The organism is Arthrobacter sp. ISL-28 (assembly GCF_018613875.1).
Lineage (GTDB): Bacteria > Actinomycetota > Actinomycetes > Actinomycetales > Micrococcaceae > Arthrobacter.
Genome location: NZ_JAGGPJ010000019.1, coordinates 1 through 13,646, shown reverse-complemented (window position 1 = coordinate 13,646; position 13,646 = coordinate 1). Strand labels below are relative to the sequence as shown.

The window sequence follows — 13,646 nt, the reverse complement described above, 5'->3', positions numbered from 1 at the left end:
GCGGCTGCGCACCGAGGTGCGCAGCCGCCGTCGTTCATTGGGCTGGTGTTTGCCGGGAAGGCTAGGCGAGGACGCGCAGTTTCGTGCCGCTGCGGCCGAAGAGGGCACCGTCCACGGAGAGGCGGCCCGCTCCGGTGAGCGCCACGGCCAGGGCTGCAGCGGCGAGCAGGAGCACCAGCTCAAAGCCGCCGGTTTCGGCGAAGACGCCGGCGGGGGCGTGAACGAGGAAGAGGGCGCCAAGCATGTTGAGGGCGAGAAGGACTGCGAATACGCGGGCCAGCACACCGAGGATCAGCGCGATGCCACCCACCAGTTCAAGCGTGGCCACGATGGGCGCCGCGGCCTCGGCGGCAGGAACACCCATCTTGGAGAAGGCTGCCTGGGTGCCGGCGATGGTGAACTGGTTGAACTTCTGCCAGCCGTGGGCTGCGAAGAGGAATCCCACGATGACGCGCAGGATGGTCAGTGCGGTGGTGGTCAGGGCGGACTGGTTCATGGAAATTTCACCGTTCGTGGTTGCGTGGGATTTATGGGCGGGACGACCGGGGCCGCCGCTGTTGGTTCCCTTCCACTGTCTCCCGATTTGGTTGAACAGTCAACTAATTGTGACGGTTTGCACGCTCCGAAGGCCCTAGCCGCGCTTTTTCCTGAGCCAGGGACCCAGCAAGCGGGTGGTGGCGGGAAGGAAGATGTACGTCATGAGCGGCGTCAGGAGGCAGGTGGCCAGCAGCACCTGGAGGACAAGCGGCCAGTCCTGGGTGAGCGGGTGCAGCAGGAAGTTGGCCAGCAGGCTGAGGGGAAAAACGGCAGGAAGATGCTGACCATCTGCTTCCACCGCGGAGGCACCACGGTTTCCGGGACCGCGAGGCGGACATCGCCCGGCTGGGCGAACCAGCCCTCAATCCCGGTGCGGCGCTCTACCCGCGTGACCTCCACGAGGCCCGAGGCGCTGTCGATCCACCACTGCCGCTCCTCGGACTGTTCCCAGTCGTTGAGGAGGCCGGCATCGGCAAAGCGGTACAGCATGTGCCATTCATCCGAATCGGCGGACGAGCGGACCCATCCGGATCCGAGGTAGCCGGGCCATTCCCGGGCTAGTTCCTGGCCGGCGTGGGCCCAGGCGCTGGCCTGGCGGGTGCGGCCGGGGAGCACGGTGCGGGCAACGGAGACGGTTACGGGCTGGGGGAGGGAGTCAGTCAGGGACACTGCAGGAATCCTACCGGCAGCCCCGCCCGCCCCAGTATGGGACCGCACGGCCGGGAGGCGGCTAGGCTAAATCCGTGCCTGATTCACCTGCCGCCGCAGTTCCGGCCGTTAAACCTGCCGGCCATGCCCGCGAAATCCTGCGCCTCGCCGTGCCCGCGTTCGGCGCGCTGATCGCCGAGCCGCTCTTCCTGCTGGCGGATTCTGCCATCGTGGGACACCTCGGCGTGGCGCAGCTGGCCGGCGTCGGACTGGCATCCGCGGTGCTGCACACGGCGGTTGGCCTGATGGTCTTCCTTGCCTACTCCACCACCCCTGCGGTGGCTCGGGCGGTGGGTGACGGCCAGTTTGCCAGGGCCCTTGCCGCCGGACGCGACGGCGTGTGGCTCGCCCTGCTTCTCGGGATCGTGCTGGCCGCGGCTGGCTTTGTTGCGGCCGAACCCCTGGTCGGCCTCATGGGCGCCGGCGGCGACCTCCGGCAGTTCGCGGTGGACTACCTCCGGTGGTCCATGCCGGGGCTGGTGGCCATGCTGCTGATCTTTGCCGGAACAGGCGTGTTGCGGGGGCTTCAGGACACGCGCACTCCGCTCGTGGTGGCGACCGCCGGCTTCACGGTAAACATCGTGCTGAACCTTGTGCTGGTTTACGGGCTGGGATGGTCCGTGACCGGATCTGCAGTGGGCACCAGCATCGCGCAGTGGGCCATGGCCGCGGTGTACCTGGTGATGGTGCAGCGCAACGCCCGGCGGCACGGCGTTTCCCTTCTGCCCGACTGGTCCGGTATCCGGGCCATGACCAGGGTTGGCTCGTGGCTGATGCTGCGGACGCTCAGCCTGCGGGTCGCCATCCTGGCCACCGTGCTGGTGGTCACGGGCCAGGGTGCCGTAAACCTTGCGGCCCACCAGCTGGCAATGAGCATGTTCACTTTCCTCGCCTTCGCGCTGGATGCCTTGGCGATCGCGGCGCAGGCCCTTATCGGCAAGGAACTGGGTGCTTCCAATTCCGCGAAGGCGCGGTCTCTGACCAGCACCATGATCCGCTGGGGAACAGGCTTGGGCGTCGTGACTGGAGTGCTCCTCGCGGCAGCGGCTCCCTATACCGGAGCGCTCTTCACCTCCGACGCCGGTGTCCAGTCTGTGCTGACGTTCGCCCTGTGGATGCTGGCCGCCGGACAGCCGATCGCGGGTTACGTGTTCGTCCTGGACGGTGTGCTGATCGGCGCCGGCGACGCGAAATACCTGGCGATTGCCGGCGTCATCTGTCTTGCCGTCTACCTGCCGTTGCTGCTGGCTGTCCCGCTTGTCGGCGCCGATGGAGGGGCGGCGCTCGTGTGGGTCTGGGCCGCCTTTTCGCTGGGCTACATGCTGGCCCGCGCGGTAACCCTCGGCCTCCGGGCAAGGACGGACCGCTGGATGGTGCTCGGCTCCTGAACCCGGTCCCCGTCAGCCCGCGACAGGGACCCCTTGGGCGGCGGATTCGCCGTCACGCGCGGCCGCACTAAACTGGAGCGGTGACTTCCCCTGTGAACCCTGCCGAACCGGCGTCCGCCAGTGCCCCCCACGCGGAGCTGTGGAAACCTGTCCTGCTCCGCGCGCTGGCCGCGCTGGTGTTCGGCGCCGTGACCGTATTCTGGGCGGCTCCGTCGGAGGAGGGGATGGGCATTGCCGGCGGTCTGTACCTTCTGGCCACCGGCACGGTGCTTTTCTGGGGCATGCCCCTGGCGGGTCTTGGCCGCGAAGTATCTCCCGGCAGGAGTATGGCTGCTGCAGCATCCATCCTGACCGGCGCGGGCGTCACCCTGATGGTCCTGCACGGCAGCCTCGTGTTTGCCGTCATTGCCGCGCTCGGAATCGGGCTCCTTGGCGCCGCTGAGCTGTACTTCGGACTGCGTTTCAGGGGCGGCCATGTCCTCGCCCGGGACTGGCTCGCCTCAGGCGTCATCGGACTCGGGACGGCTGCCGCCCTGCCCTTCTTCGTGCCGCTGGGCCCGCATGCCCTGCTCGGGGTCGCCGGCGGGGGTGCCATCGTCTCCGGCGTGCTCTGGATCCTCGCCGGCCTCTCGCTCAGGCATGATGCGCAGACGGCCACCGCGAAGGCCGTAAACTAGAAGACAGGGTTCTACTCCTTGTAGAACAATCACATCAAATCGGGTCGGCTGATCGTTGCCGCCCGCATGGGAGGACACGCCGTGGCAAACCAGAAACCAGGAGAACCGCGCAATCTGCGGACCTCGGTTAAGGGACCGCTGATGTTCTCCGCGTTCTGGGCCGTGCTCGCGTTCTTCTCGGTTCTGGTCTTCGCGTCCGGCGGGAGCGCCCGAACGCCGCGGTTTGACCTCGCCTTTACCGCTGCAGGCATCGCCTTCATCGTCACGCTCGTCGTCGCGGCCATGTTATCCATGAGCTACAAGGACAATGCTGCGCACCTGGGCAAGGGATCCGGCGTCAACCTCAGCTCAGCCAAGAGGCCTTCGCATGGCCACGGCGGCCGCAGCGAGCAGACCCCGCCAACAGCCCCCGGCTCCGTGGACGGGTCAAACCCCGACGTGTCAAACCCTGACGGCGAAGCCCCCTAACAGCCGGCCGTGTAAGGCCTACTCCCCGCTAGCACGGCGTGCGCGATAGGCCGCCACATGCGCGCGGTTGGCGCAGTTTCCGGTGTCGCAGTACCTCTTGGAGCGGTTTCTGCTGAGATCCAGCAGCACGGCGTCGCAGTCGTCTGCTGCGCACACGAGCATGCGGTCCATTTCCTTGCTGCGGATCACGTCTGCCAGCGCCATGGCTGCCTCCGTGCCCATTCGATGTGCCAGCGGGGCCTCGCGGGTGGTGGCGTGAAGATGCCAGTCCCAGTGGTCATGCTTGAGGAGCTGGGGGAGGGCTTGGGCCTCGCGCAGCAGGCGGTTGACGCCTTCAACGGCCGCGTCCTCATCGGCAGTCCATAGCCTGGCAAGCTCCGTGCGCAGGGCATGCACGCTGGCCAGCTCGTCGGCGTCCCTCGTCCGTGATCCGCTGAAGCCTTCCTGCTCGAGGAACCGGTCCAGGTCCTCTGGAGTGGCCAGCTTCTCCTCCCCGTTGGCGGCACTGTTGATGAGGTTTACCGCAGTGCGCAGCGCGACCTCCGTGTCAGGGGCAAAAACCATCTTGACTCCTTACAGTCCCGGGCGTAGTGTCATGACCAATACCCCACTTTACTCCTGACAGGAGGCAGTCGTGCCTGCACCCAGCAACCGCACCAAGATGACCCACCAGGCGCGGCCCTCCACTTCCCGGGCGGCAGCCGCCACCGCGTCCGCGTCGACGCACGCAGCTGCCCCTGCCCGTGGCTTCATCGCTTCGGGTCTGGGCATCGCACTCTTTTCCTCCGCTGTTTTCGGCCTTTCGGGTTCCTTCGCCAAGGCGCTTCTGGAAACGGGCTGGACCCCGGGCGCCGCTGTCACTGCCCGGCTGACTGCTGCCGCACTGATCCTGGCAGTCCCTGCCCTTCCGGCGCTCCGCGGGCGCTGGCACCAGTTGCGGGAGAACTGGCTGACCATCGTGCTGTTCGGCCTGATCGGCGTGGCGGCCTGCCAGCTGTTCTACTTCAACGCCGTTTCCCGGCTGTCCGTGGGTGTGGCGCTGCTGCTGGAGTACCTCGCCCCGGTGCTCATCGTGCTGTGGCTCTGGGCGGCCAGCAGGAAACGCCCACAGCCCCTCACCGTCGCGGGAACACTGCTGTCGCTCGGCGGCCTCGTGCTGGTGCTGGACCTGACCGGTGCCGTGAAGATCGACTTCGTGGGCGTGCTCTGGGGGCTGGCGGCCGCCGTCTGCCTGGCCACGTACTTCGTCATCACGGCCAAGGAAAACGACACCCTTCCGCCGATGGTCCTCGCCTCCGGCGGCCTCCTCGTGGGCGCTGCCGTAATGTGGCTTGCCGCCGCCATGGGACTCCTGCCCATGGCCTTCAGCACGGCCGACACCAGACTGGGACCATGGACCACGCCGTGGTGGGTTTCGCTGGGCGGGCTCGTGGTGCTTGCCACCGTTCTGGCCTACGTTGCGGGCATCAGGGCGGCGCGCGCCCTGGGCTCCAAGGTGGCCTCCTTCGTGTCGCTGACCGAAGTGTTGTTCGCCGTGATCTGGGCGTGGCTACTGCTGGGTGAACTGCCCGGCCTCATCCAGCTGCTCGGCGGGGCGCTCATCGTGGGCGGCGTGGTGCTGGTCCGGCTGGACGAACTGCGGGGATTCCGCTGGCCGAGGGAAGCGAAGACCCGGGCGGCCGCACCGCTCGACCACGCTAACGACGTAGAGCCCGTCCCCTAAGGCTCGGGAGAAGCACGGCGCCGGACGCGCCGGGACTCTCCACGCGTGGATTGTTTGAACGCCGGAATTCCTAGAAAGGATCCCTAAACGCCGAGAGGGCCGGACGCAACTGCGTCCGGCCCTCTCTACGAACCATGCCCTAGCGGGAAGCTTCTTCCTGCTGGGTGGCGTTGCGGGAAGCCTGCTTGCCTGCCTCTTCGAGCGCCTGTGCAACCTTGGCAAGGGCGGCGGCGTGCTGGCCGTTCCATTCGCTGCGGAACTTGTCCGCGTCCGGACCCTTCCAGTCGGTGCCCTGCAGGATCTTGGTCAGCATGGACTTCTGCTTTTCGATTTCAGACGAACCCGCCTGAAGCTTGGTGCCCAGGTTCTTCAGCTGGGCAATGTCTGCACCCCAAATGGCCATTCTTTATCTCCTTCAATCAACGGACCCGATCCAGTCGGCTCCCCAGCGGCCTCCGGCTCGTCCGGAAGATCCATTGCCTCAAAGCTATCCTCGAACACAAAACAGTGTCGATGGGCACCGCTCCCCATGCAGTCCTCCCCATGGGCGCGGCGCCCCTCCTGAAGCATGTCCGGAGGGTCGATCCCAGGCGGTCCAGAGCCTAGCATGGGGATATGTGCCGGAATATCCATACCCTTCACAACTACGAACCGCATGCCACGTCGGAGGAGGTCCACGCCGCTGCGCTGCAGTACGTGCGCAAGATCAGCGGCAGCACCAAGCCCTCCAAGGCCAACGAGGAGGCCTTCGAACGTGCCGTGCACGAGGTGGCGCACGCCACCCAACACCTGCTCGACTCCCTGGTGGCGCACGGACCAGCGAAGGACCGGGCCGAGGAAGCTGCGAAGGCTAAGGCCAGGGCGGCAATCCGTTTCGGCACGGCCTGATTCGCCGGCACTGACTACTTTGAGCTGCCGAAGCCGCGCAGCCTCAGCGAATTGGTGACCACCAGCACGGAGCTCGCCGCCATGGCTACGCCCGCGATCATCGGATTGAGCAGGCCGAGCGCGGCCACCGGGATGCCCACGGCATTGTAGAAGAACGCCCAGAAAAGGTTGCTCTTGATGGTGGCCAGCGTGCGGCGGGACAGCTCGATCGCGGTTGCCACCTGACCGAGGTCGTTCCCCATGACGGTCAGGTCCGCCGCCTCGATGGCAACGTCTGTGCCGGAGCCCATCGCGATGCCCAGATCGGCCTGTGCCAGAGCCGGGGCATCGTTCACGCCGTCGCCAGCCATGGCCACCGTGCCGCCCCCGGCCTGCAGCCGGCGGACTGCATCCACCTTGCCCTCGGGCAGCACGCCCGCGAACACATCCTCCGCGGGGATTCCGACGGCGGCAGCCACCTGCGCGGCCACCGCACCGTTGTCACCGGTCAGCAGGATGGGCCGCAAACCCAGCCGCTTCAGCCGGCTGATCGCTTCCGCAGAGCCTGGCTTGACCGTGTCCCGGAGGCAAATGATGCCCGCGGCCTCGCCGTCCACACCGACCCAGATGGCCGTGCTCCCCGAGTCCTCCGCGGAGCGCAGGGCGCTGTGGTGTACGGGTTCCAGGGCAACGCCGTTGTCCTCGAGCCAGCTGGTCCGGCCGGCGATCACAGGACGCCCCTCCACGGTGCCCACCACTCCGCCGCCGGGTGCGGACCGGAAGTCGACGACGGCGGGGAGGCCGCCGCCGTCGTCCGTCCGGGGGCTCATGGCCGGGTGCCCCGCCCGGGCGGCAGCGGCGATGGCGTGGGCGATCGGGTGCTCTGAGGCGGCTTCCACCGCACCGGCGAGCCGCAGGACATCCGCCTCGCTGAACGGCGGGAAGGCGGCAGTGCTCTCGACAGCGAGCTGCCCGCTCGTGACGGTGCCGGTTTTGTCCAGCAGAATCGTGTCCACGGTGCGGGTGTCCTCCAGCACCTGCGGGCCCCGGATGAGGATGCCCAGCTGGGCGCCGCGGCCCGTGCCGGCCAGCAGCCCGACCGGAGTGGCCAGTCCCAGGGCGCAGGGGCATGCGATCACGAGGACGGCTACCGCCGCCGTGAATGCGGAACGCAGCTCGGATCCGGTGACGCCCGGGCCGGCAATCAGCAGCCAGGCGGCGAACGTGAGGACGGCGACAGCCAGGACGATGGGCACGAAAACTGCGCTGATGCGGTCCGCGAGCCGCGCGATCGGTGCCTTGCCGGTCTGGGCCTGGGCCACCAGCCGGCCCATCTGGGCCAGCGTTGTTTCCGCGCCCACGCGGATGGCACGGACCAGCAGCCGCCCGGAGGCATTAATGGTGGCGCCGGTGACGGGGCTGCCGGGGCCCACTTCAACGGGGACCGATTCTCCGGTCACCAGGGAGGCGTCGACGGCGGAACTGCCGCTGGTTACGATGCCGTCCGTGGCGATTTTCTCGCCGGGGCGCACCACGATGACGTCGCCCACTGCCAGCTGATCGGCCGGGATCTTCACTTCGGCGCCGTTGACCAGCACCGTAGCGTCCTTGGCCCCGAGATTGAGCAGCGCCTTGAGGGCATCCCCGGCCTTGGCCTTGGCGTTCGCTTCGAGGAATCGGCCCAGCAACAGGAAGGTCGTGACGACGGCGGCGACCTCGAAGTACAGCCCCCCGGAACCCTCCATCTGCTCCATGCCGGGGTGTTGAGTCAACCTCGGATCTGCGAGGAGTTGGCCGACGGAGAAGGCATAGGCGGCGATGACGCCCAGGGACACGAGCGTGTCCATGGTGGATGCCAAGTGCCGCGCATTGATGGCGGCCGCGCGGTGGAACGGCCACGCGGCCCAACTGACCACCGGCAACGCCACGGCAGCGGCAACCCAGCCCCAGTTCGGGAACTGGAAGGCCGGGAGCATCGAGATGAGGAAGACCGGGAGGGTCAGCATCGCGGCGACGATCAGGCGGGGCTTGAGTGCCTGGGCGGTGCCGCCGTGCGCCACGTGATCGGCGTGCTCTGCCGATCCGCCGTGTTCTTCCGTTTCCCGAGCCGGGGCCCGGGCTGGCTCATGCTGCGGCGGTTTGATTCTGGCCTTGTAGCCTGCCGACGCGACCTGGTCTGTAATCTGCTGGTCCGTGATGCCGGCGGGAACTGTGACGTGGGCAGATTCCAAGGGGAGATTGACCAAGGCCTGCACGCCGTCGAGCTTGCCGAGCTTCTTTTCCACCCGGTTGACGCAGGATGCGCACGTCATGCCCTCGATTTCGAGTTCGATCACCCTGTTCTCGGAGTGGCGGGGCAGTTGTTCGGTGCTCATCTCGGCTCCAGATCGGTTGTGCGTCGGTGATAAAAGTGGGGCTTAAGCCTCGTTGGCGACGACCAGGTAGCCGGCCTCGGCCACGGCTTCGCCGATTTCGGACGGCGAGAGCTCCTGGGTGGAGGTAATGGTGACCGTGGAGACGCCGCCTGCATTGAGGTCGATGTCAATCTCCTCGACGCCGGCGAGCGATTCCAGCTCTTCGCTGACAGCCGAGACGCAATGCCCGCAGGTCATGCCGGAAACGTGGACGGTGGTGGAGATGGTGCTCATTGCTGGCTCCTCTTGTCTCGCTGACGGGTAGGTCAGCTGTTGTGATTGGTGGTTGTGCCGTTACCGCAGCAGGCGACCGATGGCGTCTGCGGCTTCCTTCACTTTGATGTCGATGGCTTCTGCACGGAGATCCGGGTCCGGCTCGGCGGCTGCTCCGATCACACAGTGGCCGATGTGTTCCTCCACGAGGCCAAGGCTGACGGCGTGCAGGGCCTTGGTGACGGCCGAGACCTGGGTCAGGATGTCGATGCAGTACTTGTCTTCCTCCACCATGCGCGCGATTCCCCGCACCTGGCCCTCAATCCGGCGCAGCCGCCGGAGGTAGGCGTCTTTGTCGGCGGTGTAGCCGTGCTGGGGCGGTGAGTCGTCATTCACTGCCTGGGGAGGGGCTTCAGGAGTGTCCATACATTCAACATATACCCCTGGGGGGTATCAGTCAACGACTCGTCTTCCCAGGCAACCGGTCCGTGCTGGCCCGGTGAAAAGTCATGTGGACACAAAAAAGCTCCGGAGTGCGTTATTGGGGGATACGCACTCCGGAGCCGTCTTTGGGGCGGGCTCTGGATCAGCCCGCGATAAATAGCTTACGTGCCGGTAATGGAGTTCGCCACCACCTCGAATAACTACTTTCGCTTTACTTTCGGAAGCCCGGATTCGGCGGGTTCTCACGCTGCACCTGCCCTAGTCCGGCTGGTCCTGGTGGGCAGGCATCCTGTATGGCACCACCAGCACGGGGCGGCTCTGGTGGTGGGTGAGCCAGGCGGCAACGGACCCGTTCAGCATTTCCGTAAGCCGGTGCGTAAACCCACGCTCGGGCGTCCCCACGATGATCATGGGGGCGTCCACCTCGGCGGCGAGTCTTCCGAGTGCCCGGGCAGGGTCGCCGGCCAGCGTACGCAGCGTCCACTCAATGGGCGGCCCGGCCCGGAGTGCGGCGGCGATGCTGGATTTCAGGTCTTCCGTCACGGACCGGATGTCATCATCGTCCTTGTCCGGATGCAGCGAGAGGCGGTGGGCCGAACGCTCCGGGTCCCATTCCACGAGATAGCTGGCCTCATCAACGAATGCACAGACGAGCGGGACCGCGAGCTGCTGGGCCAGGGTGGCGGCCGTCTCCATGACTTCGGGATGCTGGCCGGGAACTACGCCGACAAGCAGGGGAGCCGGGCCGCTGGAGTGCTCTGAAGGCATGCTTCATTCTGTACCCCCGTACGGGCATTGACCAGCCTTTCAGCTGGGCGTTTACCGGCTGACGGCAGTTTGGCCAGCCTCATGGGCCGGAAACGAACGCCGTGATTTTCCCTTGTATCCGAGGTGCTGCACGCATAGCGTTGAGTCGTAGAGAGGCGGCGGGACATGCAAATTTACATGTGGTGGCTTGATCTGGACCTGAAGAGCAAGGAGTGGCTCCGGGAAAATCTCCGGGCTGAGGAACTTCCGCTCTTTGTCATGCAGGGAATCGCCGAAGCCGGGGGGCCGCATCCGGACACCCCGCAAATCGTCCTGGCAGACGCCGACTGGGATTTTATCGAGACACAGTCGGAATTCGTGGACTGACGGCGTACTCCGCCCTGCAAACACGTTCCCCGGACCCTCCGAGGGGCGGACATGACTATGCGTCCATCGCCCGGCTAGGTGCGGGGACCGTAGCCCATGCTCACCGGCCGTGCACAGGTCTGATTTAGAGTTGGGCTCGGAGCGCATTCTGGAATTGACTGACCATCTCCTGGCGGAAACCTTCGATGTCACCCTCCAAAGCAAGCGCAGCCAATCGCTCGTGCTCAACGGCAATGTCATGCAGATCGCTGTAAGTAGGATGGTCAACCGCGAGGTAGAGACGCAGCTTGTTCTCCCAACCGTTCCAAAGACTTTGCAGGGCGGCGTTGCCCGAAAATTCGTAGAAGAGCCGGTGGAAGCGAAGGTGAGCGTCAATGCTGGCCGGGATATCTTTGGTGTCCGTGGCCCTGTAAAGTTCCTCGATGGTTTGCTTCAGCCGAAGCCGCTCAGGTCCCCGCAACGTTGCGGCCGAGAGCTCAGCAGCGTAAGGCTCCACAAGTACGCGGATCGCTGCGATCTCGGCGATGTCGCGAGCACTCACCTCCACAACGAACGATCCCCGGAAGGGGATCTTCACGACCAGCCCCTCCTCCTCAAGCTTGGTCAGCGCCTCACGTAGCGGGGACCGACTGATCCCGAGATCCGCAGCAATGTGCGTCTCGCGCAGCTGTCCGCCCGGAGGCACAGTTCCGTCCAGGATGGCTGTACGCAGCACGCGGTAGACGCCGTCCGGCGTCGTCGACCGCTGTTCTTGCCACTTGAACTTGCGGTCCATAGCGCCGCCTCCTCTGTCGATTGTCGATTATACAGGCGCCGGATGTGTTACGGGGGCCTGGTCTCCTGGCATGTTGGGGCTGCGGCTAGGAGAAGTCTTCAGGCACGGATTTGCTTGTCCTGCTGTGCTGCGGTGAGGTCCTCCACGGCTTTTTGCGCGTGCCGCTTGATGGCGTTGAGGAGTCCATTCCTGTCGCCTGCTTCCAACAGATCGAGGATGTTTTGGTGTTCCTCTACCAGATCGTCCACCCTTGGGTAGGAGACTTCCAGGTCGAGGATACACATTCTTGATTCGGCGGCCAGTGTCTTGTAGATACGGATAAAACGAGAATTTCCCATACCGGCCACGAGGGCTGAGTGGAACTGCATATCAAGCCGTGCAATGGTCTGCCAGTCGGACGCTGCCACTTGCTTCGCCATTTCGCCCACAATTTCCTTCAGCATGTGGCAGGTGTCTTTGATCTGCTTCGGGCTGCCGTCCAGCAGCCTGCTGGCGGCGGCGGATTCGAAGGACTCACGAACCTCGTAGATCTCTTTAAGGTCAAGTTTTTCAAGCTCCATCACGAACACTCCGTAGTTGCGCCGGCTGATGAGGATCCCTTCCTGGCACAAGCGCTGCAGTGCTTCCCGAAGAGGACCTCTGGATGTGTTGAATTGGCGCGCCAGGAGTGATTCGTTGATCTGTTGCCCGGGCCGGATGGACCCTTGGGCGATTTGTTCCCGCAGGTGATCGGCGATCAGCTGAGGTGTGGGCCTTCCCTCCAGTACAAAGAGTCCTTCTGGTGCCGCCATTGACATCGCACTCATCTCACGCTTCGGCATGCTGCATATTTTCTAGATTGCTATTGCGGTGTACTTGTACTCAAGAAATTCTTCGATGCCTGCCTTGCCGCCTTCGCGTCCCAGCCCGGACTGCTTGACGCCGCCAAAGGGTGCCGCCGGGTTGGAAACCAGTCCGGTGTTCAGCCCGAGCATCCCGACCTCCAGTTCCGCGGAGACCCGCATGGCTTTGTCCATGCTCTCCGTGAATACGTAGCCGACCATGACGTCGATCCCCGCCAGTGCGCCGTAGCCTACCTGCAGTTCGGAAATCTTTTTGGCGAATTTCTCGCTGAATTCCTGCACCACTGACCGGTGCACGAAGAAGCGGTTCGCGGCGGTGCAGGCCTCTCCCATGTTCCGCATTTTGGCTTTCATGGCGCCATCGACGGCTTTTTCGATGTTGGCGTCGGCCAGGACGATGAACGGGGCGTTTCCGCCCAGTTCCATCGAGGAGCGCATGACGTTGTCGGCGGCCTGGCGCAGCAGGATCTTGCCGACCTCGGTGGAGCCGGTGAAGCTGATTTTCCGGGCGATGCCGCTGCTGGTCCAGTTCTCCACCACGGGCGCGGCGCTGGCGGTGGTGACGACGTTCAGGACGCCGTCGGGAAGGCCGGCCTCGCTGAAGATCTGCACCAGGGCGAGGGAGGTCAGCGGTGTCAGCTCGGCGGGCTTGAAGACCATGGTGCAGCCTGCCGCGACGGCGGGGGCGATCTTGCGGGCGCCCATGGCCAGCGGGAAGTTCCACGGGGTGACCAGCACGCAGGGACCGACCGGTTCCTTGGTGATCATGATCCGGGTGTTGCCGTCCACGGAGGTGGTGTGGTCGCCGCCGATGCGGACGGCCTCTTCGGAGAACCAGCGGAGCATTTCGGCGCCGTAGGCCACTTCGCCCTTTGCCTCGGCCAGGGGCTTGCCCATCTCGGCGGTCATGATGGCGGCGAGCCGGTCGGTGTTGGCGATGACCAGTTCGAAGGCGCGCCGCAGGATGTCCGCCCGCTGGCGGGTGTGGACTTGCCCCACTCCGCCTGGGCGCGGCCGGCGGCCTCGATGGCCAGCGCGGCGTCTTCGGGCCCGCCGTCGGCGACGTGGGCGATGATCTCATGGGTGGCCGGGTTCTCCACCGAGAACGTGGCACCATCGGCGGCCTTCCGCCAGGCACCGTCGATGAACAAGTCAGTATGAAGAGTGGTCGGATCAAATGAGAGACTCATGGCACGCTTTCAGAGTGGTTTGAAGGGAACTTTGCCGGAGTAGCTTGCTTGAGGAGAGGACTGAGCGGCCATGGCTTCATACTTTCTTCTGACATCTAGTTCGTCTTAAACCGTTCCGGGCGTACGAAGTCCAGGCCCTCTATGGTCTGTTTGCCGAGGGCTTCGTGCGCGGCGATCTGACCGTAGCCTGTGGCATTTTTGAAGCCGCCGCCGGAGAAGCCGGTGGCGCAGTAGATCCTGCTGCCTTCGCTGAACCGGCCAAGGAG

General features: G+C 65.4%; 15 protein-coding genes and 2 pseudogenes. 6 read left to right on the top strand and 11 right to left on the bottom strand.

Annotated elements, in window-relative coordinates; translation table 11 throughout:
- Window positions 1-61 precede the first annotated feature (61 nt).
- Window positions 62-496 carry a DoxX family protein gene (locus tag J7E80_RS15020; protein ID WP_215052918.1) on the bottom strand — a complete coding sequence of 145 codons (435 nt, stop codon included), beginning with the start codon at window positions 494-496 and terminating at the stop codon, window positions 62-64.
- 135 nt (window positions 497-631) lie between these two features.
- Window positions 632-1,215, bottom strand: a pseudogene (locus J7E80_RS15015) (antibiotic biosynthesis monooxygenase).
- A gap of 65 nt (window positions 1,216-1,280) precedes the next feature.
- Between J7E80_RS15015 and J7E80_RS15010 the strand changes: the two are divergent.
- The 3 genes from J7E80_RS15010 to J7E80_RS15000 all read left to right on the top strand — a co-directional run bounded on the left by J7E80_RS15010 (window position 1,281) and on the right by J7E80_RS15000 (window position 3,778).
- Window positions 1,281-2,633: an MATE family efflux transporter gene (locus J7E80_RS15010; RefSeq protein WP_215052916.1), complete on the top strand. Its 1,353-nt coding sequence runs from the start codon at window positions 1,281-1,283 to the stop codon at window positions 2,631-2,633.
- Between the two features lie 80 nt (window positions 2,634-2,713).
- Window positions 2,714-3,310 (top strand): hypothetical protein, encoded by a 597-nt coding sequence (locus J7E80_RS15005; protein WP_215052914.1) that lies wholly within the window; start codon window positions 2,714-2,716, stop codon window positions 3,308-3,310.
- Window positions 3,311-3,391: 81 nt separating this feature from the next.
- A complete protein-coding gene (locus J7E80_RS15000) occupies window positions 3,392-3,778 on the top strand; it encodes a hypothetical protein (protein ID WP_311380848.1) in 387 nt (128 codons plus the stop codon).
- An 18-nt stretch (window positions 3,779-3,796) separates the two neighbouring features.
- Here J7E80_RS15000 and J7E80_RS14995 read toward each other — a convergent pair whose 3' ends face one another.
- A complete protein-coding gene (locus tag J7E80_RS14995) occupies window positions 3,797-4,342 on the bottom strand; it encodes an ABATE domain-containing protein (protein ID WP_215052909.1) in 546 nt (181 codons plus the stop codon).
- 97 nt (window positions 4,343-4,439) lie between these two features.
- Here J7E80_RS14995 and J7E80_RS14990 point away from each other — a divergent pair, with 97 nt between their 5' ends.
- A complete protein-coding gene (locus J7E80_RS14990) occupies window positions 4,440-5,501 on the top strand; it encodes a DMT family transporter (protein ID WP_215053030.1) in 1,062 nt (353 codons plus the stop codon).
- A gap of 139 nt (window positions 5,502-5,640) precedes the next feature.
- Here J7E80_RS14990 and J7E80_RS14985 read toward each other — a convergent pair whose 3' ends face one another.
- Window positions 5,641-5,904 carry a hypothetical protein gene (locus tag J7E80_RS14985; RefSeq protein ID WP_215052907.1) on the bottom strand — a complete coding sequence of 88 codons (264 nt, stop codon included), beginning with the start codon at window positions 5,902-5,904 and terminating at the stop codon, window positions 5,641-5,643.
- Between the two features lie 212 nt (window positions 5,905-6,116).
- On the opposite strand from J7E80_RS14985, the gene J7E80_RS14980 reads away from it, so the two are divergent.
- The gene (locus tag J7E80_RS14980; RefSeq protein ID WP_215052905.1) at window positions 6,117-6,389 is read left to right on the top strand and encodes a DUF2277 domain-containing protein; all 273 of its coding nucleotides are present in this window, start codon (window positions 6,117-6,119) and stop codon (window positions 6,387-6,389) included.
- Between the two features lie 14 nt (window positions 6,390-6,403).
- Here the strand turns inward: J7E80_RS14980 and J7E80_RS14975 are convergent, their stop codons facing one another.
- The 4 genes from J7E80_RS14975 to J7E80_RS14960 all read right to left on the bottom strand — a co-directional run bounded on the left by J7E80_RS14975 (window position 6,404) and on the right by J7E80_RS14960 (window position 10,207).
- Window positions 6,404-8,743 carry a cation-translocating P-type ATPase gene (locus tag J7E80_RS14975; protein WP_215052904.1) on the bottom strand — a complete coding sequence of 780 codons (2,340 nt, stop codon included), beginning with the start codon at window positions 8,741-8,743 and terminating at the stop codon, window positions 6,404-6,406.
- Between the two features lie 42 nt (window positions 8,744-8,785).
- Entirely contained in the window at window positions 8,786-9,016 is a 231-nt protein-coding gene (locus J7E80_RS14970) for a heavy-metal-associated domain-containing protein (RefSeq protein WP_215052902.1), read from the bottom strand.
- Window positions 9,017-9,076: 60 nt separating this feature from the next.
- Window positions 9,077-9,421: a metal-sensitive transcriptional regulator gene (locus tag J7E80_RS14965; RefSeq protein ID WP_215052900.1), complete on the bottom strand. Its 345-nt coding sequence runs from the start codon at window positions 9,419-9,421 to the stop codon at window positions 9,077-9,079.
- A gap of 276 nt (window positions 9,422-9,697) precedes the next feature.
- Complete coding sequence (locus J7E80_RS14960) at window positions 9,698-10,207, bottom strand: universal stress protein (RefSeq protein ID WP_215052898.1); 510 nt, start codon at window positions 10,205-10,207, stop codon at window positions 9,698-9,700.
- Window positions 10,208-10,372: 165 nt separating this feature from the next.
- Between J7E80_RS14960 and J7E80_RS14955 the strand changes: the two genes are divergently transcribed.
- Complete coding sequence (locus J7E80_RS14955; RefSeq protein ID WP_215052896.1) at window positions 10,373-10,573, top strand: hypothetical protein; 201 nt, start codon at window positions 10,373-10,375, stop codon at window positions 10,571-10,573.
- Window positions 10,574-10,697: 124 nt separating this feature from the next.
- Here J7E80_RS14955 and J7E80_RS14950 read toward each other — a convergent pair whose 3' ends face one another.
- The 3 genes and pseudogenes from J7E80_RS14950 to J7E80_RS14940 form a co-directional block, all read right to left on the bottom strand.
- Complete coding sequence (locus tag J7E80_RS14950; protein ID WP_215052879.1) at window positions 10,698-11,348, bottom strand: GntR family transcriptional regulator; 651 nt, start codon at window positions 11,346-11,348, stop codon at window positions 10,698-10,700.
- 98 nt (window positions 11,349-11,446) lie between these two features.
- Window positions 11,447-12,169: a GntR family transcriptional regulator gene (locus J7E80_RS14945; RefSeq protein ID WP_251036924.1), complete on the bottom strand. Its 723-nt coding sequence runs from the start codon at window positions 12,167-12,169 to the stop codon at window positions 11,447-11,449.
- A 12-nt stretch (window positions 12,170-12,181) separates the two neighbouring features.
- Window positions 12,182-13,380 (bottom strand): annotated as a pseudogene (locus J7E80_RS14940) (aldehyde dehydrogenase family protein).
- Window positions 13,381-13,646 lie beyond the last annotated feature (266 nt).

Coding starts and splice junctions, on each gene's coding strand:
- J7E80_RS15020 (WP_215052918.1), bottom strand. CDS start 496: ATGAACCAGTCCGCCCTGACCACCACCGCACTGACCATCCTGCGCGTC.
- J7E80_RS14995 (WP_215052909.1), bottom strand. CDS start 4,342: ATGGTTTTTGCCCCTGACACGGAGGTCGCGCTGCGCACTGCGGTAAAC.
- J7E80_RS14990 (WP_215053030.1), top strand. CDS start 4,440: ATGACCCACCAGGCGCGGCCCTCCACTTCCCGGGCGGCAGCCGCCACC.
- J7E80_RS14985 (WP_215052907.1), bottom strand. CDS start 5,904: ATGGCCATTTGGGGTGCAGACATTGCCCAGCTGAAGAACCTGGGCACC.
- J7E80_RS14980 (WP_215052905.1), top strand. CDS start 6,117: ATGTGCCGGAATATCCATACCCTTCACAACTACGAACCGCATGCCACG.
- J7E80_RS14975 (WP_215052904.1), bottom strand. CDS start 8,743: ATGAGCACCGAACAACTGCCCCGCCACTCCGAGAACAGGGTGATCGAA.
- J7E80_RS14970 (WP_215052902.1), bottom strand. CDS start 9,016: ATGAGCACCATCTCCACCACCGTCCACGTTTCCGGCATGACCTGCGGG.
- J7E80_RS14965 (WP_215052900.1), bottom strand. CDS start 9,421: ATGGACACTCCTGAAGCCCCTCCCCAGGCAGTGAATGACGACTCACCG.
- J7E80_RS14960 (WP_215052898.1), bottom strand. CDS start 10,207: ATGCCTTCAGAGCACTCCAGCGGCCCGGCTCCCCTGCTTGTCGGCGTA.
- J7E80_RS14955 (WP_215052896.1), top strand. CDS start 10,373: ATGCAAATTTACATGTGGTGGCTTGATCTGGACCTGAAGAGCAAGGAG.
- J7E80_RS14950 (WP_215052879.1), bottom strand. CDS start 11,348: ATGGACCGCAAGTTCAAGTGGCAAGAACAGCGGTCGACGACGCCGGAC.
- J7E80_RS14945 (WP_251036924.1), bottom strand. CDS start 12,169: ATGCCGAAGCGTGAGATGAGTGCGATGTCAATGGCGGCACCAGAAGGA.